Source organism: Actinacidiphila oryziradicis, from assembly GCF_005047355.1.
Taxonomy (GTDB): domain Bacteria; phylum Actinomycetota; class Actinomycetes; order Streptomycetales; family Streptomycetaceae; genus Actinacidiphila; species Actinacidiphila oryziradicis.
Genome location: NZ_SUMC01000048.1, coordinates 39,074 through 61,390 on the forward strand (window position 1 = coordinate 39,074; position 22,317 = coordinate 61,390).

At 69.5% G+C, this 22,317-nt stretch carries 10 protein-coding genes; 2 read left to right on the plus strand and 8 right to left on the minus strand.

Translation table 11 applies throughout. The features are described 5' to 3' along the window. Positions 1 to 46: 46 nt before the first annotated feature. Positions 47 to 604 carry a hypothetical protein gene (locus FCI23_RS34855; RefSeq protein WP_136728170.1) on the minus strand — a complete coding sequence of 186 codons (558 nt, stop codon included), beginning with the start codon at positions 602 to 604 and terminating at the stop codon, positions 47 to 49. 42 nt (positions 605 to 646) lie between these two features. Here FCI23_RS34855 and FCI23_RS58510 point away from each other — a divergent pair, with 42 nt between their 5' ends. Further along, the gene (locus FCI23_RS58510; RefSeq protein WP_211265576.1) at positions 647 to 1,036 is read left to right on the plus strand and encodes an integrase core domain-containing protein; all 390 of its coding nucleotides are present in this window, start codon (positions 647 to 649) and stop codon (positions 1,034 to 1,036) included. Positions 1,037 to 1,152: 116 nt separating this feature from the next. On the opposite strand, the gene FCI23_RS34865 is transcribed toward FCI23_RS58510, so the two are convergent. From FCI23_RS34865 to FCI23_RS34880, 4 genes are read right to left on the minus strand one after another with little or no spacing between them, the layout of a single operon-like run. Then, positions 1,153 to 7,296, minus strand: coding sequence for an AAA family ATPase (locus tag FCI23_RS34865; RefSeq protein WP_136728171.1), 6,144 nt, complete (start codon positions 7,294 to 7,296; stop codon positions 1,153 to 1,155). A 60-nt stretch (positions 7,297 to 7,356) separates the two neighbouring features. Next, complete coding sequence (locus tag FCI23_RS34870; RefSeq protein ID WP_169317071.1) at positions 7,357 to 7,983, minus strand: hypothetical protein; 627 nt, start codon at positions 7,981 to 7,983, stop codon at positions 7,357 to 7,359. Beyond that, complete coding sequence (locus FCI23_RS34875) at positions 7,946 to 9,949, minus strand: hypothetical protein (protein WP_136728173.1); 2,004 nt, start codon at positions 9,947 to 9,949, stop codon at positions 7,946 to 7,948. The genes FCI23_RS34870 and FCI23_RS34875 overlap by 38 nt, the downstream gene beginning before the upstream one ends. Further along, a complete protein-coding gene (locus FCI23_RS34880) occupies positions 9,946 to 15,999 on the minus strand; it encodes a DEAD/DEAH box helicase (RefSeq protein WP_136728174.1) in 6,054 nt (2,017 codons plus the stop codon). The genes FCI23_RS34875 and FCI23_RS34880 overlap by 4 nt, the downstream gene beginning before the upstream one ends. Positions 16,000 to 16,533: 534 nt before the next feature. Between FCI23_RS34880 and FCI23_RS34885 the strand changes: the two genes are divergently transcribed. Then, positions 16,534 to 16,716: a hypothetical protein gene (locus FCI23_RS34885; protein ID WP_136728175.1), complete on the plus strand. Its 183-nt coding sequence runs from the start codon at positions 16,534 to 16,536 to the stop codon at positions 16,714 to 16,716. Positions 16,717 to 17,105: 389 nt separating this feature from the next. On the opposite strand, the gene FCI23_RS34890 is transcribed toward FCI23_RS34885, so the two are convergent. Genes FCI23_RS34890 through FCI23_RS34900 form a run of 3 tightly spaced genes read right to left on the minus strand, consistent with a single transcriptional unit; the run spans position 17,106 to position 21,896 of the window. After that, the gene (locus FCI23_RS34890; RefSeq protein WP_136728176.1) at positions 17,106 to 19,172 is read right to left on the minus strand and encodes a hypothetical protein; all 2,067 of its coding nucleotides are present in this window, start codon (positions 19,170 to 19,172) and stop codon (positions 17,106 to 17,108) included. A 40-nt stretch (positions 19,173 to 19,212) separates the two neighbouring features. Beyond that, entirely contained in the window at positions 19,213 to 21,189 is a 1,977-nt protein-coding gene (locus tag FCI23_RS34895) for a hypothetical protein (RefSeq protein ID WP_136728177.1), read from the minus strand. Then, a complete protein-coding gene (locus tag FCI23_RS34900) occupies positions 21,186 to 21,896 on the minus strand; it encodes a hypothetical protein (RefSeq protein WP_136728178.1) in 711 nt (236 codons plus the stop codon). The genes FCI23_RS34895 and FCI23_RS34900 overlap by 4 nt, the downstream gene beginning before the upstream one ends. Positions 21,897 to 22,317 lie beyond the last annotated feature (421 nt).

Here is a 22,317-nt window from a genome sequence, read left to right on the forward strand (position 1 = left end):
CCTGGCCGATGGGGGTGTGGAGGGCCGGCCGGCGGCGTGCCTTGGATCAAGCGCCGATGCCGAAAAGCGGTGCGGTGGTGGTGTGTTGCAGGGATGCGAGTTCGGCTTTGGTGCAGCCCAGGCGGGCGCATCCGGCCATGACAGTCAGGGAGCCGGGGGTGAGCCCGGCCTGGGTGGCGACCCAGGCGAGCAGGTGGCCGAGCGCGAGGTAGTTGCCGTAGGCGCGGTCGAACATGTAGTGGCTGCGGTAGTAGGCGGCCAGGTGCACGGTGTTGGTGGCGGAGTCGAGCTGGAACGAGCAGTGGCTCAGGCAGGGGAAGTCAAGGGTCTGGGTGTCCAGGGCGGCGACCCGGATCACCGCTTCGACTCCCGCCGCGTCGCCCGCGGCCGGCACTTCCTCCTCCACCTCCTGATACGGGTCGGTGTCGGTGACGTGGGCGACACCGGCTTCGTAGATCGCGTTCCACTTCGCGGACTTGCTGAGCTTTTCCAGCCGGTCGATGACGCGGGCGAGTTGGTCGACCGGCTCGGGCTTGTTGCCGGCTCCGGGGTAGGCCACGAGACGGCCGAAGTAGGTGCCGTGCACGTTGCGCGGTATCTCCATCAGGCGCGGATACATCGCCCGGTAGCGGGAGGTGAGCTGCGGGTGCGCACATCGGGCGGCGCACCGGCCGGCAGCTCATCGCGTCCCTTCCGGTTCTCCCTGCGCGACCGGGACGGGAAGTTCTCCGACGCCTTCGACGCCGTCCTCGCCGGCGCAGGCGTGCAGGTCCTTCTCCCACCGCCGAGATCGCCGAAGGCGAACGCCTTCGCGGAACGCTGGGTCGGCACCGCCCCCCGCGAGTGCACGGACCGGATCCTGATCATGAACGAGCGGCACCTACACGTCGTCCTGGACGCTTACACCAATCCCTCCACCAACGACCTCCCCGCACCGTGGAGACCGGCCAGAGGGCACCCGCCATCCCATGGGGAGGCCGCATCCGCCGCACCCAACTACTCGGCGGCCATCAACGGGTACCAGCAAGCAGCCTAACCGCACCCATACAAACGACCTGGTCAACAGCCCGAACCGGAATTTTCACGCGGGACAGGGTGCGGGCTGCCGCACACCCACCATCTCGGCAGCCCGCACTTCTTGTCGTTGCTCTGTTAGCCGGCGTGAACCCGGTTCCAACACGCACGAAGGACCGGCTCAAGGCGGTGCTTGCCTGCGGTGTCCACATCGAAGACCTGCATGGCGCGCAGGATGCGGAGGGCGTCGGCCGCGTCCAATTGATCACCGTCCGTGTCAGCCTCGATGGCCGCCCGGAGGTCGTCGATGATCATGCCGTCATCGGTCATGAACACCAGAACCGCGCGGTAGGCGATCCACTGAGGCGTCTTGGAGGTCAGCCCGGCCTGTCTCAGGAACTCGTTCGCACCGTCGCCGCTGTCCAGAGCGGCCGTTGCCTGCCGCAGCGCCTTGCCCCCGTTCGGCTCCAACTTAAGGGTGGCCGCGAGCCGGTCGACCAGCAGAGGCCAGCCACCGGTGGTGTCCCGGAGGTCCTGCAACTGCGACTCAGAGGAGAACGGCACTCCCTCCTGTTCCTGGGCCCAGGAGCGAAGGCCGTCCGGTGTGTACCGGCGCAAGGGGAGCGCCTCGATCTCAAGGCCTTCGACCTGGCCTCCAGCCAGGGCGAGTGACCACAGGGACCGCTGGTCGGGACCCGCGATGACGACCGCCGAGCGGGTGACACCGGACTCGACCGGGTTGCGGTGGACGGCGATCTCCAAGGTTTCCCTGCACGCCTCCTCGCCCGGCGACTTCACCGTGAGGTCCGATACGACCACCCGCTGCTGGCCGGCCTTGCCTCCCATGAGTTCACGATCGAAGTCGGAGCGCTTCGATACTTGTGGCATCTCCCAGCCGGTGGTCTCGGCCACGTCTCGCAAGGCGGCGCTCACCCGGTCGATTCCGGTGGCGATCGTCCCGATGATCAAACGAGCCTGATTACCGTGACCAGGCAGTACGTCCGCGATCTGATCGGCGGTGAGGGGGGAGTGGGAATGGCCGTCGCGTGAGCGGTGCCGCGCTTCGAACTTGCTGAAGTCCTCCGCCACCCTCCGGCTGGAGGCCTGCTCCAGCTCAGCCTCCACCATCCCCAGGTTGCCGATCATGCTCAGTGCGTTGGCGCTGCGCAGGTGCCAGCCGCGATGGTCGGGATCCGGCGCGAGCACGCCGAGCCCTTCCATCTCGGAGAGGTAGGCGCGGAACTGGTCGGTGTCCAGATTGTCGAAGCCCTTCGGCCACCAGTACGTGCACTCCTCCCGCAGCTGAACCTGACTCAGCCGGGCGTCGAGGCCATAGTGGTGCGCGTGGTGGGCGACCACGTTGGCGATCACGTTGTAGCGGGAGTCGAGCCGCAGCGTGTCATGGAAGGCCTCGGTGATGCTCACCCGCAGGTCCTTGTCCGACTGGACCGCCTCCACGTCGGCGCGCGTGATGGTGTATGGCGGGCCAGACGCAGTGCCGCTCCGCTTGGAGTGCATGGTCTGCACCAGTCGGTGGCCGAACATCTGGAGAAGGAACGGCTGGTACGAGCAGTGCCCGAGGATGCGGTGCACCAGCGCGGGCTCTTCGAACTCGTACCCCAGCACGGCAAGCGGAGCGATGAGGAGATTCACTGCATCCTGCGGACGGAGCGGTCCGATCACCGTGGGGCGCTGGGCGAGGTGGCTGAACGGGCTGTTCACGGCGATCTTCGCGTAGCGCTGCACCGAGTGGAGTCCCGCGAACACGACCTTGACCCGGTCCTCCGTCTCGGCGCCCAGGTCGCGCAGCCGGCGGGTCTCGGTGAACTGGGGAGAGTCGGACTCGAAGAAGCCGTCGGCCTCGTCGAGCATGATCAGCAACCCCCGCTTGGTGTCCTCACGGAGCCATGTCTTGATGCCGTCCAACACGTGCTGGTAGGCGAGGGTGGAGTCCGCCTTCACCCTCCGAGGCAGGGCAAGCGCCTCACGCTCCAGCAGGCGTCGGCCGATGCGGTCCCAGACGGTGGAGGACGGCGCGTTGGTGCCGGTGAAGGTGGAGTCCAGCGACAGCAGCAAACTGAAGCGGGAGTCCGGGATTTGAGCCTCGTACTTCCGTCCGGCCTCCTTCAGCAGGGCCGACTTGCCGAGTCCGCGCCCACCGAACACCACCTGGTCGCCCGTGGCCCGCTGCACCGAGGTGAGCTCGTCACGGCGGCCGAAGAACATCTCCTCGGACACGGGAGCACGCTTGCCCATGACGTAAGGATTGACCGCCGAGAAGGGCAACAGGACGCGCATGGCCGAGTCCAGACGCTGATTGCCGATTGCGGCCAGATGGGCGAGTGCCGAGTCGTCGAGTACGACGATGGCTCGCCTCCCACCGGCGCTCTGCGCCGCGAGGGCCCTGCGGTTCCGCACCGACAGCGTGCCGAAGTACGCGACGAGCAGGCTGTCGTCGTTCGGATCCTGCTGGATCCAGGACATCAGGGTCTCGGCCGAGGGCCTGTCCCACACCAGCATCACACGGAGGCTGCCTCGCAGTCCGGATCCGAACGCGGGCACCAGCGCCGACCCGGTGTACTCGACCGCGGGTACATCGAGGAAGCGGTAGCTGCCGGACCGCGGCTTTTCGATCCGCTGCGGGCCCTTCTTGCTGCTGTAGCCGATCAGGCGGAGAGCGGGCATCAGCAGCTCGCTCTCGCGGACACCCTGGGTGCGGAGACTTCCCTTCCGAGAGGCCAGGTCTGCCCACCCGGCGAGACCTTGGGCCGTCTGCTCGGCGATCTCGGGTGACAAGGCGGAGTAGTCGAGCGCTTCAAGATCCTCAAAGCGCCTCCGCTGCCGCACTGCATTGATCAGTTCGCTGGAGATGCCCATTCCGGGCAGGGCGTTCGGAACGTCCGGGAAGAAGGCGGCCAGGCTCCGGTCCGCCGCCTGGGTGTCCGGGATGCTTTCTCCGTTCACCAGGTGGGAGATGAGCTCATCGGCGGTGAGCAGATCGCGGGCGCTGATCAACTGCTCGACGCGCTCCCGGTCCTCGGCATGGAGTCCGTCGATCTCGTTGAGCCGCGTGAGCAGCGCGGCGGCGTGGGTGGCGTGCGCACGGTTCAGTTCCCCGGAGAGTGCTGCCAGGTCGCGCCGTACGCGGGCGAGATCGCCGTCGGGAGCGGGCACCGCATCCTGGACCCGGCGCTCGAAGGTGCGTTCCCGCTCTTCGGTGAGGGCGCCATCGACGCGGGCGCGCCGCAGGTTCTCCTCAAGGCGCTGGCGTGTGTCACGCAGCTCGTGGGCGACCTGCTTGCCGGACTCCAGGACGAGGGACTGCAGTTTCTCCGGAGGAGTGGTGTGCTCTCCGAGGTCCGGGAGCTGCCGCTTCGTCCAGAGGTCGAGCAGTTTCTGCGCCGTGGCGAAGTGCTCGTTCGACACCTGGACGCGTACGGCGTCCTCCCAGGAGCGGTCTCCCGCGCGAGCCAGCTCGGCGGCAGGCACGTCGGGGGCCGCGATGCCCCCAGCGGTCGCGTCGACGACGGCCCCGGGGACCTTGAGGAGTTCCGCGTGCAAGGCGAGTTCGGTGGTCAGCTCGGTGTCCTCCAGCTGCGCCTCACCGGACAACAGGGCGAAGGTCCGGGCGAGCGACGTAGCCGTGGCCTCCATTGTGGCCGCTGCGACTCCGTCACCAGTGACCGCCTGTTCGCGCACGTCACGAAGGACGTCCTCGCGGTGCCCGAGGACCAGGGCACGCATCTCCTGTACCTGGTCAGCGCTCCAGTTGGTGTCGCGTGCGCCGAGCTCCTGGGCCTGCCGGATCCACCTGTCGACCAAGGCGAGCCGGTCCGCCGTGTGGCGCAAGAGATCCTGGCGGGCCGGACCATCCAGGCGGCTGCGGGCTCCCGGAGACATGAACTCTCGGTCGATCTGGTCCAGTTTGGACTGGATGACCGCCGGCTCGCGAAGCTCGCGCACCGTGCGGGAGAGCGCGTCGAGACCGCTCCTGTCGTCGTCCACCGCGTGCCGCAGCAGCGAGCCGATGAGCCCCTTCTGCGGGTTCCACCAGCGGCGGACGATCTTGTGGGCTCGGGTATACCGGATGCTGGGGACCTGGTCGAGCGCCTGCTTGCAGTCCTCCCGGGCATCCTCCAAAGCGCGTTCCAGCTCGGCCGTGTCGCGGGCCAGGGCGAGTGGCGGAGAGTGCAGGAGCAGGGACTTGAGCGCGCGCTGCGCGACCTCGTCCGCGACCTGGGCCAGGCTCAGCGGCAGTCCGGAGGCAACCCGGCTGAGCGAGGCACCGGCCTCGGAGTCGCCAGTGACCAGCACGGTGCGCAGGAGCGCGGCGGTCGTGAGAGCGGCGTCGGGACGGCTGGCTGTGAGTTCCTCGAAGTCAGGACCAGCGAGCAGCGTGCGCATGCGAGTGGCGCTTTCGCTGCTCGCCGAGCGCACGGCTTCGGCGCAGGCGGCGAGCTGCAGCGCGGTGATGCGGTGGGACGGTTCGCCGAGACCGGCGGCGAGGGAGGCGGCCAGGCCGTAGCGCTCGGCCGAGATGAGCTTGGCGAGAGACTTGTGGGATTCCGAGGGCCTGTTCTCCGCCGACCGCCCAGGGTGCTCGGGACGAGGGGAGGCCGCGGGCGCCGGGCCGGCCGAGGGCTCGGGCACCGGGGGCACCGGGTCAGGTTCCGGCTCTACGGCGCCGGCATCAGGTTCCCCCTCCGCCGTCGGGACGACCGGAGCGTTCACGGCAGGCGGTTCCTCCGCTGCCCGAGGCTCGGGAACCGTGGCGCCCACGGCGCTCGCCGCCTCGTTCGCTGCGGTGGCCGGGTGACGGCCCTCGTCGTGGTCACCGGTGGCCTCTTTCGCGGATCCGCGGGTGGGCCGGGGCAGAAGGGCGGCGGTCGCGGCTTCCGTGGGGAGCGCCTCGGGGGCCGATTCCGCAGGGACGGATTCCTCCCCTTGCACGGTGGCCTCGACGGGTTCCTCCCCTTGCACGGTGGCCTCGACGGGTTCCTCGTCTGCGGGACGGAACAGGAGCTGCGTGTAGTTTCCGGCAGGATACGCCAGCCACCGGCTCTTCACCGCGGTGGGGAGCAGGGCGAGGACCTCAGCGGGGTCGTGCTCGTCGGCGTGCAGCTCCACCATGGTCAGCAACGCGTCGAGGGCCTCGGCGTCTTCCAGGTCCGCGGCACCCCACTCGGAGGCGTCGCGAATGGCGCGTGCGCGCTCCCGGGCGGTCACCAGGTCCTGGGCGAGCGCTGCGTCGTCGTGCCGGCATGCCAGCCGTGCCACCTGGGCGAGCCGCTCCCGCAGGGGCGCGGCGGACAGTCGGTCCAGCGCCGCGCGGGTTTCCTTCCGGACATGGGCCAGGTCTGCCTTTGCCGGTTGTGCTCCGTGCGCCCGTAGACCGCGGGCCGCGGCGTCGAAGGCCTCGGTGACGCTACGCAGGGCGCTTAGATCGGCGTCATCCGGGCGGGCCTCGGCGGCGATGGCCGCTGCCGTACGGCGAGCCGGTTCGGCGGCTGCTTCCAGCGCTTCCTTGACGGACTGCAAGGCGGCGCCGAGCCGGTCGGAGTCAGGCCGCTCGGCGACGAGCTCTACTTCGACCTGAGGCGGCCCGTCGGCCTCATCCGGCATGTCTTCCCCTTCGTCCTCTTCGGCTGTCGCATCAGGAGCCAGATCCACCACCAGTTGCGCGGCCTCCAGGACACCCTCGACCGGAACACCCGTGTCCGTCATCCAGGGCTGGATGAGTGCCCACGACCAGATGTGAGCGCTGTCCACACTCGCCCCGAGCTGTGCCCAGGCGGTCAGGCGCAGGAGGGCGGGGCTCCAACGATGCGTGAGGGGGCGCGATGCGTCTTCCGCGACGCCGTTGGTGTGCTCGAAGGCCAGTGCAAGGTCATGGAAGACAGGGTGGGTTAGATGGCGGGCTGCCTGCTGGGCTCGCGGACCTTCCGGATCCCGCTGGATACGCGTCAGCACGTCATGACAGAGCGCTCGGTAGACCCGGGTGCCGTCGATGGGAATGCGGAGCGTACTGAGCAGATTGCGGCGCCACTGCACAGGAGTGGAGTTGAGCGCGTGTTCCACGTCCGCCTCGGTGAGCCTCGACAAGGCGCCGGCCAAGGGCGTGGGGTTCGCTGACCGCGTTTCCGTCAGCGCGGCGGAGAGCGCTTCGAGGGCCGCGAGCAGGTCGGGAGTCAGCCCCTCTTGTTGCAGAGGTCCGAGGTCGACTGGGTAGGGAGTATCGCTCTCCCCGGCTGGGGTGGTGCGGGATTGCCGGGACAAACTCATACAGGCTCCAACATGGCCGATCGATGGTGTGGAGACGCCCGTGGACGGGGGCGGAAGGGGTCAGCGCCCGCGCTTGTGCGGGCGTACGTAGGTGAAACCGCGCGGCAGCTCGGCGGGACCGCTCAACCGGAACCGGCGATGGTCCTCGCGGTAGAGCGTGCGTTGCTCATCGGTCGCCTCGTGTCCGAGATGCCCGATGCGTCGCAGGAAACCGGCAACGCCGTGCAGTTGTACTGGTTGATCGGGCCGCGCCGACGCCTGCCGGTCCAGTTCATTGGTGTGGGAGCCGGCCTTCACCTCGATCCGATGCGGCCGGTAGCAGACGAGTTGCACGATCGACTCACCCGGTCGGGGCGGATGATGCGTATGGCCCTCCTCGCTTTGGCTGCCCCGTGCGATGGTCAGATGCTGAGTGGCGAGCAGCCCGGTGAGGGCGGTTTCGATGCGGCTGGCCTCGACGGGGACGCCGCCCATGACGGCGTTGACGGCTGCGGGCACGTCCCGCCGGGCCAGCATCGCCTGCCCGAACCGGTCGAGCAGGCCGAGCCGGCGGATCGCGGTCAGTAGTAGCTGATGAGATGTCAGATCCTCGGTGGGTTCGGTGCCGGCTGGGAGTCCGGTGGAGCCGTCACGGGTGAGCACCATCGGGTCATAGCGGTGCTCGATCAGTTCTCCGTCGACGGTCACCGGCTGGGGCAGCAGCGTGGTCCGTGCATGGATCACGTTGCTGCCGCGCTGCCAGGTGAATGAGAGCCAGATCCCGGGAAAGAAGTCGAGCGGCCAGGCGATCCCTCCCGTCCAACCGGGTTCCTGTTGTGCCCGCGGTGACACGCGCGTCGTGACAGGCCTCGGCAGCGGGCAGCTTGACTCCGGCGTGATAGAGCACGACCCGTACCAGGCCGACCGGAGTGCCGACGGGAAGGAACTCGTTACCGATGCGCCCGGGGATCGGCAGGTACTCCTGCATCACATGCGCCAGCCGGAGCGGCTGTTGCCACTCGGCCTGGCTGTCATGCGCCGCCGGCAGGAGGGGGGCGCCGAGATCGCTGTCGTCGGGCCACAGCGGGCCGGGGGCCGACGGCCCGGCATCCGCGTCCGGCGGGCTGCCTTCGGTGCTGCCTTCGGTCCTTCCGCCCGTCACACTGTCCGTCCCGCCGTCGATCCCGCCGTCGGCGGAGACCGGCGGAGCCAGGCCGTCCGGGTATTCCTGTGCCGGCTCCCCGCGGTTCGCGGGGTTCTCCGCAGGGGCCTCCACGGGCGCCACCGCGAAGCAGGCCGGCTCTGCGTCGGCCTCACGAGCTGTTTCACCTCCCCGTGGGTGCGCCGGCTGTACCGCGATGTCCGGCCCGGGAGCCGGGTGAGCCCGTGGCCCGCGGGCCGGTGGCCGGGGGAAGCTCTCCGCCCAGCCGAGGCCGGCCGGTTCATCCGTGAAGCCGTCCCTGGGCTCAGTCTCCGTACGGTCCTTGGCGAGCACGGCACGCCAGACGCCGCCCCCTTGCCAGCGGTCGTCCAGGCTTAGCCGGACGCCGGAGGGAAGCAGACCGGTTGTCTCGTCGTGCTCGCGCCGTGCGTAGTCGGCCAGGACGGAGTTGGCGTGGCAGACGGCCAGCGGGTAGCCGGTGCCGCGTATCGCGTCCTGCCATTCCGGACGGCCCCGCAGCACGGGGCCGAGCGCGGTGTACACAGGCCGTGGTTCTGAGAGGGCGGCGCGGCGGTCCGCCCTGGGAACCGCATGGCTCGCCGTCGACTCGGCCAGGCGGACCAGGTCGCTCCGCCCCAGAGGGCCTGAATCTCCGAGCCGCTGGGCCATCGAGGCCCGCGTGAACGCGTACTCTCCCCACACCCGAGCCGCATCGAGCGACGCCAGCGCCTGCCGCACCGTGCCCATCAACCCTCTGACGGCCGCCATGAGCTCGTCGTTCGAGCTTCCTGGAGCGAGCAGCAGGGGAAGAGGAGTCGGCGCCAGGGCGCTGGTCAGCTGATCGCGGCCGCGGGTCACGAGATAGCGGGCGTAGTAGTCGGTGTCACTGAGGTCGGCGTCCGCGAACTCGTACCTGGACTCGACGAGCAGGTGCCCGAATGAATCGGTCCGGCCTAGGCGGCGCAGCCGCTGGAGCCGCTCCGCTGTAGGCGCCATCCCCTGCCCGAAGGCCGCGCTGTCGAATACGAGCCGCTCGTACAGGGAGGGAGCCTCGTCGGGTGCGAGAAGCGCGGGCCCCCGGGCACCGGAGGGTGCCCCCGAGATCCAGCCGGGGGTCCCTCCGTACGGATCGAGCTCGGGGTGGGCCCCCTCTTTATAGACGATCTCCGCGGGCAGCAGGTCGCCGCCCGTGCGGATGTTGATCATCGCGCCGACGGGCAGCGCGTCCGGGCGGTCGCCGCGCGCGACCGAGGGGAAGTCCCCGAAGTCCAGCGGACCTCCGACGTATCCGCCGGCCTCGACGTCGTATCCGAAGTACAGGGCGTTGAAGGCGACGGTGGTGTGGACGGGGGCAGCTCGGTGCGCCACGACCGCCTCCAGATAAACCAGCAGTCGATCCCGCGTCTCGGGGTCGCAGTCGTCCAGGCCGGTGACCATGTCCTGTGTGATCAGCGGATCGTCGTCGTACGGCCGCCACACCCGGCCGGAAGCTATCTCTGCTGCGGCCGTCATGCTTCTCCTCCCGTCGATGCGGCAAATCGCGCACCGGTCGGCGTCACAGTGCGCCAAAGTTCGCCCGAAGACGTCAGGCGTGCGGCTTCCGCCAGCCGGGAAATGCTGTCCTCTACCGCGCGCAGGGGGAGGTCGGCCTGTGCTCCGAAGTAGCGGCTCCCGATGAGTCCCTGGGGCAGCCGGATACGCCGGCCCAGCTTGGGTGAGTACGAGCTGTCCTCACCGCGCAGGGCCCGCCACACGCTGCGCGGGTGGACGCCCCATGGCACCGCCCAGACCAGCCGAAAGACCTGCTCGTCCAGACGCTTGCGGCGAGACTCCGGCTGTGCGGCGCTGTCGATCGGACGGGGCTTCGGTGTCAACAGCGCCTCGGCGGCCGCTGGTATGGACTCGCTGACCGGCCAGTCAGGCTTCCCCCAGCAGGCGCCACATCGGTTGGCCTCCGTGGTGCAACAGGCCGCCGGCAGCTCGGTGACCCCGAAGTAGTCGGCGAACTTCCGGTGGGCACAGGTGGAGGAGTCGTCGAAGAAATCGCGCAGCCGGTTGATCTCGACTGCGGCCCGCTGCGCCTTGCCGGAGAGGACCGTCAGGAAGTCCGCCGGGAGCTCGGTGGTGTGGACCTCGATCCCGCTCACCCAGTGACGACTGGGTGCGGCAGAGACGTCCAGCAGACCGCGGTCATGGAGATCGCTGAGCAACTGCCAGGTACCGGCCGGGCTTTCGGCCAGCCCGCGATATCCCTGCACTCGCGCGGCGAGCCGGCGATCCAGGGCCTCGACATCGAGCCGGGACAAGGTCAGTGCGTGCACCCCGTGCGTCCGATCGGACAGGCTGTTCACCACGCTCAGTGCTTCGAGAACGACGGGGTCTTCGTCGTCCTCGGGAGCCAGCTCGCCCCGGCGGACCTTGCACAGTGGCGGGAAGTCGCCGTGGTCGGTGACCGACCCCAGACGCGACAGCTGGCTGAAGGTGCGCATCAGGCCGGCCACATAGGTGTCTGCGATGCGAGTCGAACGTCCCTCCTGCTCGGAGATCCGGCCCGACCGGACATCCTCGCCGATCAGGCGATCGGCGATGCCCCGGGCGTCCAGCACAGCGTCGCAGGCCAATACGGCGCGTCCCATGCGTGTCAGCAGACCGGGGCGCAGATCCTGACCGGTCATGAAGGCCACCGTGCGCAGTCCCTTGGTGGTCAGCAGAGCCAGAGCGGCGTTGGCCGGGGCCCCGCCATCCGCCGGTGAGCCGCTCCCCGCCACATCGCGTCCCGCACGCCCCAGCTGCTGGTAGAGCGAGGCCATGTCGGTCGGGGCCGACACGCAGAACACGGTCCGGATGTCGTCACGGTCGATACCCAGCCCGAAGGCGGAGGTCGCGACGACGACCAGAGGCGAGAACCCCTCCTCACCGAGACGAGGAGCCTCACGGAACTCCGTCATGACGGCCGACTTCTCGGCCTGTGTGAGCCTGCCGTGGAAGCGGCGTATCCGCAGTCCCGAATCGCCGAGGTACTCCCGCAGGTACGCGTGAAGGGCAACGACCTCTTTGACCGTGAGGCAGTAGAACACCGCGTGTCCCGTCAGTGCCTCCAGGACATGCCGGGCAAGGCCCGCCACCACAGCCGGGCTGGACTGCTTGAGGGAACGCCGGAAGACCGCCAACTCGGGGCGGATTGGGTTTTCCCGTACGGTCACCAGGCCGCCGCGTGCCACCGAGCTCGTGGCTTCCGTGCGGGCATCCTCACTGCCCGTCGGCGGCGGGATCTCGGGCACCTCGAAGACACCCGTCCGCAAGCCACTGTGCACGGTGTGGTTGGCGGTGGCGGTCAGGGCGGTGACCGGCAGCGCGTGTGCCTGCCGTAGCTCGCTCAGGAACTGCTCGACCCGCTGCATGCTCGGTCGGAAGTCGTCCCATTGGACCATGGTGTGCGCCTCGTCCAGCACGATCCGGCTGACGGTGCCGGCCGCGACCGCGGAGCGGATCAGCTCCCGGAACCTGCGCTGGCACAGCCGCTCCGGACTGACATAAATGATCTTGATTCCATGCTCCGCCCGCTTGAGCAATTGCTCCGCGACCTCGGTCTTGCCCGCCCTGCTGCTGGACTCCCGCAAGGGCGCGATCAGCGCCCGGACGGCGCCGCCGATGGAGCGGTTGAGCTCAAGCGCCTGGTCCTGCATCAGGGCCACGAGGGGACTGACGACGAGCGTCACACCGGGGAGGACCAGCGCGGGGAGCTGGAAGGTGAAGCTCTTGCCGAAGCCGGTGGGGAGCAGGCCCAGCACGTTGCGTCCTCGGGTGACCGCCTCAATGACGGCGCGTTGGGCGGCTTTGAGGCGGAACTGGCTCGGATCGTCCATCAACCGGAGCAACCCCGCCACCTCTGCGGCCCTCTGCAGGACCACCCCTTCGAGCTGGTCGTCGGCCGCGAGTTTCCCGGCCTCCTCCGCCGAGAGTTCCAGCTGCCTGATGCGCAGGGTCTGCGGCAACAGGGTGTGTCGCTGGAGCGATTCGGGCTCGGAAAGCTCCTCCGCGCGCTGAGGGGAGACGATGCCATGGCGGGCGTAGAAATCCCAGATCCGCGCCCACCCCCGGGCCATGGTGACGACGTTCCCCCCTCCCGGCTCGCCGGTTCGAGGGTCGGGGCGGAGCAGTCCCTCGTCGAGGCTCCCCAGGAAGGCGCGACGATAGGCGCGGCGCAGTGCCGTGTGCCCCGCCAGTTTCCGATCGCTGATCACGATCACACCGTGGTGACGCTCCGAGCGGATCAGGCGTCCCACCGCCTGGCGCAGTTGAAGGGCGGCGAGCGGGATGTAGTAGTGCTCCGTCGCATGAGCGTCCGGGTCTTCCAGGCCTGCCGCCTCGGCCTTTGCGCACACGGCGGCGCGCCGCGCCTCCACCAGCGGCGCCGCGAACGGTGCGAAGGGCAGCTTGTTGATCCACACGAGGCGCAGCCGTTCGGGGTCGGAGACGTCGACTCCCTGCCACAGGCCCTTGGTTCCGACCAGAATTCCACCCCCGCGCTGCGGATCGGCGAACTGCTCAACCCCCCGGGCGTTGCCCGTCGCGAGTGCGCTGATCACCGGCGTGGGGTCGCTACGCCGGCGGAGCTCGTCGGCCACGAATTCCGATATGCCGCCGGCGGTGGAACGCGCAGTGGTGAGGACGAGTGCCCCTCCGTCGGTGCCTGCGTCTGCGGAGCGCGGCCGCGCCACCTCGGCCGCGTAACCGGCGAGCTGATGGGCCGTGGTCCTCATGGCGCCTTCCTGTTGCTCGCCCCAGGAAGGGAAGTCGGAGAAGCAGACCAATTCCGCCTGCTGCCCGAGATCGAACGGGGTGTCCAAACACAGCGTCGCAAGCCCGGACAGCCCCAGGCGCCCCATGACGAAGCCCCAGTTTCCCGCCACACGCAGCGTTGCCGACACGTAGTACGTGCGGGGGAAGGAGTCCAGATAGCGCTGCCATCGGGCATCGCCGGGAAGTTCGACGGGGCTGGACGAAAGACGGAAGCGGTAGTGGCGCAGCCCTGCGAGCGGGATGGCGAGTTCCTCGCTCCACACGATGCGGTTGGGCAGTGGAGGGGGGAGCCGGCTGCCCTGGTAGGCGTCGGAACCCTCGTCGCATTCGGTCCCCGCGCTCTCGTCCGCCGCGTCACCGAGATCGGTCTCGCCGTCCGTGCCGGGAGCCTCGGTGTGGGCCGCCGTCGGACCGGTCCTGCCCGCGGCGCCGTCCGCAGGGGCTGCCCCGAGTATCTCCTGGAGGTCAGCCAGTAGGGCATCGGCGGTCTCGCGTATCTCGGACACATGTGTCAGCAGCGCGTTGAGCGCTTCGAGGGAGAAGAAGTCGAGGGAGGGCGCATGAGCCTGCGCAAAGCCGGCCAGTGCCCGCTCCAGCCTGCTGCATACGGATGACAGTCGGCGGATCAGCAGCTTGAGAGTCCGGACCTGAGGGAGCCCCATGCCGCTGCCGTACGGGCTGGCCAGCGTGACGGAGCGGGAACCGACGACCGAGGAGTCCTGGCCGCCCAGCGCGTCGAAGGCCCGGCTGGCGGCCTGAGGGAGGGACTCGTGGTCCAGGAGGGTCTCCAGCTCTGCGGCCGCATCGGCCACCCGGTGCCGGGCCGGCCCGGACGTGGCGTCCTTCAACCAGGTCTGGCAGGACCCGGCGAGTTCCTCCACCGCGCCGTAGTCAAGGGACACCGTCAGGGCGGAGGTGGCGGCGTCCTCCAGCAGGTGCGCCTCGTCGACGATCAACATCGTCTCGCCCGGGAGGGCGCGAAGATCCTCCAGGTGGGCCAGTAGCACCGCGTGGTTGGCCAGCACCAGCTGGTAAGAGGCGATCGCCTCGCGCACCGTGTTCGTGTGTACGGCCAGCGGTGTGCTCGCGGTGGGCGAGTAGTCCCCGCCGGTCTGGGAGAGCGACTGCAGCCACAGGGACAGCAGCGGTCCGCAGTAGGCGTCCAGGAAGGCAGGCACATCGACCGGATCCACCGACCTGGCGGTCCATGCTTCGGGGGCGGCAGGGGACCCGATCAGCCGCAGTGTGAGGAAGACCGCCAGCTCGCGGAATTTCGGCTGTTCCACGAACCGCGAGCGGCCCTGCTTGTCGCTCCGTGAGCCGGATCCGGTCGCGTCGGACAGGGCAGTGGCGAGGGCGCGCAGCGAGAGCCGGTTGGCCTTACCCTTGATCAGGTCCGCGGCCTCCAGAAGACCGGGCATGGCACGGCTCAGCGTGTCGACGTCCCGGGCGAGCTGGCTCTGCAGCTGCTTGGTGAAGGTGGCGATGACCACACTGCGATCCGGAGCGCCGCCGAGCCAGTCCATGGCCGCGGCGAGCACGGCGAAGCTCTTGCCCGTGCCTGTCGGTGCTTCCACTAGGGCGGAGACTCCGGCGTCAGCCCAGCTGTGCAGGCCCGCGGTCATCTGCTGCTGGGCCAGGCGCGGCCGGGCCCCCGCCCCGTGAACCACCTTGGCCAGTTCCCCCGCGTCCACACGGCCGTTGGGGCGCAGCCGCTCGGGAACCACGAGGGGCGCCCGGCCGGGCGGGGCGGCGGGCGGCCCGCCGCGTCGTGGCGCATGGTGCGTCAGCTGGCCGGTGAGAGCGTTGGAGATGCTCGAGAGGTCCCAGCTGACCTGGGTGCCGCCCTCTTCTCCGGGACCTTCGGGTCCGCACGCGAGATGATGCAGCAGATTCCACGCTGGCGAGTCGGGACACGCGGCGGTGACGAACGCGCGGAGGTCTTCGGGCCATCCGGCCAGTTCGCGGGAGGCTCGGTCGACGACGCGGGCAAGCAACTCGGCGTCGTCTGCGGCATCGTGCCACCGAAGTCCGGAACGATCGGCTCCGTAGGCGTCGGCCAATGCGGCAAGGCGGTGGCTGCGGGCAAGGGGCCACATGCAGTGGGCCAGGTAGAGCGAGTCCACGCGATCGCCGGGGAGAGGAGGTAGGTCCTCCCTCTCACAGGCCTCGTCGAGTATCGGAAAATCCGCGGTGGTCCCGTTGTGCGCGACGAGTACGTCCGTGCCGGCGCAGAATTCGTGCATTCGCTCCAAGGCGGTGCGCGGAGCCACTGCCTGGGCCTGCTGCCGTTCCCGCAGTCCTTCATTGCGGATGGTCCACTCGTCACCGGGCAACGAGAGGAAGACCTCGGTCCGGGGATGCTCCGCCACCCACGCTGTGTCCGTTCCTGTCCGGACGGCACCGATCTGGAAGATGCGGCGGTCCACGTATGGAGCCGCCGCTGTTGTGCGCACGACGCTTTCGACATCGATGGTGATCGCCCGTAGGCCGCGCCGCGACGCGAGGCCGTCCTGCGGGGCGGCGGCTTCCTGACCTGAGCTGTCTCCGACGAACAGCAGCCCGTCGCGCTCATGGAGCAGCCCCGCGGACAACGCCTGCTTCAGGAGCATCGCCAGACGCTGGGTGGGTGCGCGCTTGTAGCGGTCCCGGGCGGCTGCCATCAGCTCATCGGGGGTGATTCCCGCGGGAGACTCGGCAACGAGTCGGATGAGCGGGGCCGTAGCGGTTGACGCCGCACTGCTGCTCGGTGTGCCCATCGCGGTCCATTCTCAGTGGTGCCAGCATGGCCGATGGAGAGGCAAGATCTCTGATCGGCAAGGCCTTTCGGGATTGATTCATTGTGCGGGCGCGACTGCCCTGTGTGGCGGTTTTGCGATTATATCGTGACGATCTTGGGGGCTGGTGACATAGGTGCCGATCCGGGGCTGACGTTTTTGGCGGTGATACTGGTCAGTTGGTTGCCGGTCGGTACATCTGGAGTGTGTTGTTGCTGGTCAGGGGCGTGGGAATGAGGTCCCGCGCTCGCCTGCCGGAGGCGGGCAGAGCTGCCGCTTCACGGCGTGGGGTTCAGGCTGTAGCGGATTCCTGTTGCGGTGAGGCTGAGTTGTTCGCCGCATGGGGGTGATGAGGGGGAAGAGCGGGCTGGGAGGTTCAGCCGGGCGCCCGCGTACCGCCGGGCCGCCGCCGCACCGTGGGCGGGGGCTGAGTAGGCGGAGGCCAAGGCTGTGGTGATGACAGCGTGAGTGGGTACGGCGGTTGCCGGGGGCACGGCATGGGGCGGGTGGCCAGCTGTGGCGGTGCTCGCCGTCCCGGTCGCCGCCGTCCTGGTGCTGCTGGCATGGGTCCTGGCCGACGCGGCCCGCACCCGCCGCCTGACCACCCTCATCAAAGCCGCCCGCACCACACCGGCCGCTCCTACTGCGCGCCCGGCCCCAGAAGCCCAGGCTCTCCCGGCCCGCAGGACCCGCCGCTGACCTATTGGTAAGGGACAGGTGCAGTGCCTGGTGCCGGGCGTGCTGGTTGCTCAGTCGTGGAGCGTCTGGTCCCGGACCAGCTGTGGGAGCCGTCGGCGCCGACCAGGCCCTGACGGCAGGCCGAACTGCACGGTGACAGATGGTCGCATCGGCCGGTCTCAGCTGTCCATGCTTCCATCGTTCCATGATCGTTGCTCTTGACCTGGCGAAGTTGTCGCGGGGTTTCTGTCTCGTACCGTTCGGTGGTCGTGCTCCATGCTCTGTGGCGACGGGCTCTCGGCTACGAGGGCACAGGGACCGGCGTCGCAGCGGACCGCGTGCCGGACTGTGACCGGGGCGGTGGGGGTGCCCGCGGGCGCTGACGCTCGAGGCGTGACGATGTCCCGGGATCAGCGCGAGTAGTCGGCCGGGGTGACGCGGTTTGCGGCGACGATCCCGACGACGACGGCGCGGTCGATGCTGGCGCCGTCGGGGCGGTGGGAGGTGGTCCACGTCAGTTCATTGATGCGGCGGGTTCCGGTGGACTTGGCAGTGAGGTCCAGGACGAGGAGCTGGCCGAAGGGGGTGTTGGTGTTGGTGTACTCGGCCGCCTGCTTGAGGTAGCGGCGCTCGAGGCGCTCGCGGGTGTTGTCGGCGTCGTCCTTCTTGATCTCGGTCAGGTAGCGCAGGGCACCGAAGTGCACCAGGACGTCGGCGCGGCCCATGCCCAGGTCGACGGTCTCCACGTGGACGATGTTGTGCAGCGGGCCGGCCTGCAGCCAGCCGTGGAAGTCCCGCTGCAGGTCGCCCTCCAGGGCCTTGCGCTGGCCGGGCCTGGGTTTGCGCCGGTAGTCGTAGGGCCGGTCGCCTTTCTTGCCGGGGCCGAAGAGGTTGGTGCTTGTCAGGTCGGAGCGGCTCTTGAGGAAGAGTAGGGTCTGCGCGACCAGCGCCTCGAAGGTATGCCGGACCTCGCCGGTGAAGTCCGCAAACGCGGACAGTTGCTCCAGAATGCGGTCCAGGGTGGGAACGATCACGGGATCGCAGGCGCTCAAGCGCGCGACGTCGCCGGTGTAGGCGAGGCCTTCGACCGCGGCCAGCGCGGCGTCATCGAGCTGGTCGGCGACTCGGCCGGCCTGGTCGGTGCCCAGGGCCATGACGAAGGTCGGCGCGAGGCGGTGGAGCCGGTGCGGGTCTCGTCCCGGGGGATCGTCCTCCTCGTCCGCGCTCGAGGAGCGCTGTGTGCTCTGGGCGCGCGGTGTCGCGCGGGCCCCGATGTGGGCCAGCACGGTGACGGCCGTCTCCGCGTCGAGGCCGGCCTCGGGGTGATCGGTGGGATGCGCGGCCGCGTGCCGCAGCGCTGCCAGGAAGGACTGCTGCCGAAGGAAGCCGTCTTCGATCGCCGGCTCGATCAGGGCGGCCAGGCCAGTGAGATCGTCGCCGGCGCCGACGGGGCGGACGGTGCGCGCCGCCCGGTAGGCGCCAAGCACTGCGTCCAGCGCCCGCCACGGCTCCATCCACACCGGTTCACTCAGAAGGCTGCTGGTGGCGCGCAGTTGGAGCAGGAGCTGGCTCCAGGCGACCTCGGCGGTGCGGCGCGGCTGTAGCCAGGGCGGCTGGTGGGTGCCCCGCAGCCACGCCGAGCGCTGCTCCAGGGCGCGTTCGAGCACGTCGGCGGCCTCGGCGACCTTGCCCGCGTTGCCCGAGGCGAACCCCAGCAGCGCGTCGCACACCGCGGTGTACGCCTCCGCGTCCTGACGTGCCTCGACGGCCGCAGCAGTGGTCGCAAAGAGCCTGCGGGCCTGTGCGACCTGCTGGGTCACCTGCTCGATGTCGTGGCAGGACAGCGCGCTGCGCAGACGGTCGCAGCCCAGCTCGAACCAGGCGTGGGCGTCGGTAGCCTCCTCGGCCGAGAGCCGCTCCAGCAGGCCGCGGACCGTCGCGCCGACAGATTCCTGACCGGCCCAGCAGTCCAGGGCGACCCCCAAAAGCCGTGGCATGCGTTCGAGGAAGTCCTCCGGACCGTCGACGGGGAGGTCGTCCAGCGCCTCCCAGACCCGGTAGGGGGTGACGGCGTGGGAGGCCGCGAGGCGCACGGCGCCCTCCAACCGTGCGGCGGCCACCAGCGGAGAAGCCTGGACAGACGCAGGGAAGTCAGCCAGCAGCACGGTGTTCAAGGGCTTGGCCCATGCCCGGGCGGCAGCCGCGCTGGCCAGCAGCGTCTGAAGTGCGGCCGTCAGGTGCAGGAAGCTGCCCTGAGCAGCGAGGCCTTGAGGGAACGCGCGCGCCGAATCGGTCCACTTACTGTCCTCGTGGTCGAAGGCGTGCGCGATCGCCTCCGCCAGGAATGGCGCCAGCGGACTTGCCGCGATCGGTTCGGCCTCGCCGGCCACCACCTCGCAGGGCAGCGCGATAGCGGCGAATGTGATGGGCGTTCCGTTGGAGGCCAGGGCGCTGAGGCGGTCTGCGAGCCGGGTCATGGACGACGACTCCCTTCTCCTGCGGCGCCAGCGGGGGCGATCACCACAACGGACTGCCGTCCTTGGCCTCGATGATGCTCTCACCGGACAGCACATCGTGGGCCAACTCGGGGTCCGCAGTGGTGATCACGACCTGGAGCCTGTTCTCCCGGGCCAGCTCGGCCAGCTCCCTAAGCAGGGTGTGCGCGTCCAGGTCCTGGACCTCCTCGGCTTTGGGGCTGTCGATCAACAGCAGCCCAGGATGGGTGGAGACTCCATGAGCCGCACCGACGCGCAGCAGCGCCACGACAACCGCTATGCGCAACCGCAGCCGCTCCCCGGCGCTCTGCTTGCTGAACCAGTCCCTGGCAGAACCGTCTTTGGTGATCCTCAGCCGTCCGGCGCGGTCGATCTCGACCGACTCCAGCGAGACGATGCCGAACCGGCGGCCTAGCTCGGCGATCTGCTCGTTGAGCGCAGCGAACAGTGCGGTGCCGCCCTCGCGGCTGTCCTCTTCGAGGACTTTGGCCGCGGACTTCAGGACGTTCAAGGTCATGGTCTCCACCGGGTCCGCCACGGCCGCAGCCGCCTCGGGAAGGACACTGAGCGCTCCCTCGTAGCGCAGAACGCTCTCGCGCGCGGCCACCAGGGCGGGCAACTGCGCCGCCGGCTGGGCGCGACGCAGCCGTTCCTGGGCGGCGGCAAGGTGAGCGGTGAGCCGCGCGAGCTCGGCCTCGGCGCGTTCCAGGGCGTCCTTGGCGGCGCGCTCCGCCTCCGCGCTCGCACCCAACTGGTCCTCGGTCTCGGCGATCACCTGTTGGGGGGCTTCGTCGTCGCCCTCGACCGGGCGGTCGCACACCGCGCAGGCATGGGAACTGCGTTCGCGCTGCCGGCGATCTTCTTCGATGTCCTGGTCGCAGCGGGGGCAGGTCGTGGGATCCAGCCCGTGGAACAGCCGCCGCGCGATGGCGCTCTCGCGGACATCGTTGAGGAGCTTGAGGTCACGCTGGCGCGCGGCGCGGGCCCGGCGGTACACGTGCATCAGCTCCTCCCACAGCTCCTGTGCGTCGGCCACCGCCCTGGCCAGGGCGACCGCCTGCTCGGCCAGTTCGGTGAGCGACTCCTCATTGCCGCCGGCCGCAGGACCGAGCGCCGCCAGGCGGGTGCGGGCCTGCGTGAGGTCGGCCTCCACCCGCTCACGCTCGCCCCGGCGCGCCTCTGTGAAGGCCTCAGCCGTCGCGACGCGGGTGTAGCTCTCCGTGGCGCGCACATCCCACGCCGTCTTTACCCGCGCCAGAGCCGCCGTGGCCGGCAGGTCCAAGAACACCTGCAGGAGACGGCCCGGCAATCCCGCCATCGCCTGGTCCCCGAGCAGGACCTTGTCGCCTCCCGCAGGCAGATAGATAGCCCCGTAGTACGCGGCCCAGCCATGCGTCTGGGTGCTATTGCCTTGGACGCTGCTGACTAGCGGCTGCAGGTCCAGCCGATCCAACATCAACGCCTGGACCTGTTCGGTGAAGCTGGCAGGGCTCGCCGCCCGAAGCAGCGCGACGATACTGCGCGCGGGGACCGGGACGCGCGTCCTTGCCAGTTGCGCCACATCCGGGCCGGCCAGTACGAGGGCCGAGACGATCTCCCCGTCGGCGAGGTCGAGGCGGAACCCCAGGGGCTGCCCCGCCACCACCACGTCCAGGTCCAGCGCGCTCAGCCAGCGCCGCACCCCGCCTTGCAGCTCACGCGGAGTGCCCCGCAGACACCAGGTCACCAACTCCAAGACGCTGGTCTTTCCACGGAAGTTGGACGCTACCAGCGCCGTCACCCCATCGGTGAACGGCACCGTTGAGTCGAACGGCCCCGGCGCCACCGCCCCTGTGCGCTTACCCGCCACCCGCAGCCGGTGCAGCCGCAGCGCTCTGGGCCGCGCTGGAGTGCTCACCAAGGGCAAGCCGTAAGTGGCGAACACATCTCGCACGTTGTCTTCGGACGCGCTGGCGCGCGCCGCGATCCGCGCCTCCAAAGACCCTTCGATCTCCTTCACGCCGCCCCCACCCCCGCCTCCGCTTCGGCGGCCTGCCGCCGAAACTCATCCAGACGCGCACGGGCCCGTCTACTGACCGAGCCAATCCGCGCTCCCCGCTCCGCTTGCGCGTACTCCCGCTGCAGATACTGCCGCGCCTTCAACCCGCTTCCCCCCACCCCGTCCGCCAGGTCCACCACGAGGCGGACCCGGTCGACGTAGTACGTGAACTCCGGTGCCTGCCCGACGACCTCGCGCGCTACGGTGCGCCCCCGCTCGAGCAGGTAGTAGTCGTGCTGGCGGATCCGGTTCACGGTTCCCCGGCGCCGGACTGCGACCAACCCGGCGCTGCGCAGCACCGCCAGCGCGTCGTCCAACGGCTCGTACGCGCCGAAGTGGTGCCGCAGCATCGGGTAGCGCCGCACCTCGGGCTCCTCGGAGTCCAAGATCGCAGCCGCGTGCTCGAGCAACGGCGCCTCGGCGCTGGTCACGTAGTCCGAAAGCAGCTCGTCCGCGAGGTAGTCCGGGTTGCGCAGCCAGAAGTCCAGCTTCTGCAGCCGGACCTGGGTGCGCACCACCCCGACCGCGCTCGCCAGCCGGGGATCAACGAGACCCGGTTCGCTCACGGGTTCGCACGCGCCGTCGATGAGAAGCAGCACACGCACAGTGTCCTGCTCCCGGCTCGTTACCGGACCTTCGGACTCCTGACCGGCCTGCTCGTGATCCACCGCGTCAGCGTAGCGACAGGTGAACGTACCCGTACACCGTGCGACGAAGATTGCCGGCGAACCGGGCAGGGCCGAGGCCGACCTCTCCCCGGCGCCCAGAAGTCACCGATTCCGCCCGCTTCTCCCACCTCTCGGCAGTGCGACGGCTGGACCTCAGTCCTGCCCACGCTGGAAGACCCGCCACCGAGGATTCACAACGCGTGGCGGTGCGGAAGGCCACTATTCGCGGATGTGGGTCAGACCCGAATCCGCAGGTAGCGGCGAGGTTCGGCGGCTGATACGACGACAGGTGCCTCTGCTGGTTTGAGATGATCGAGGTTCTCTACGCCTGATCGCTCTCCCCAGAAGGACACCTGCCGAGTGAAGACGATATCGCGCCGCCGGACGGCCTCCCGTGCCACTGGTCGGCGCGGGACCCGGT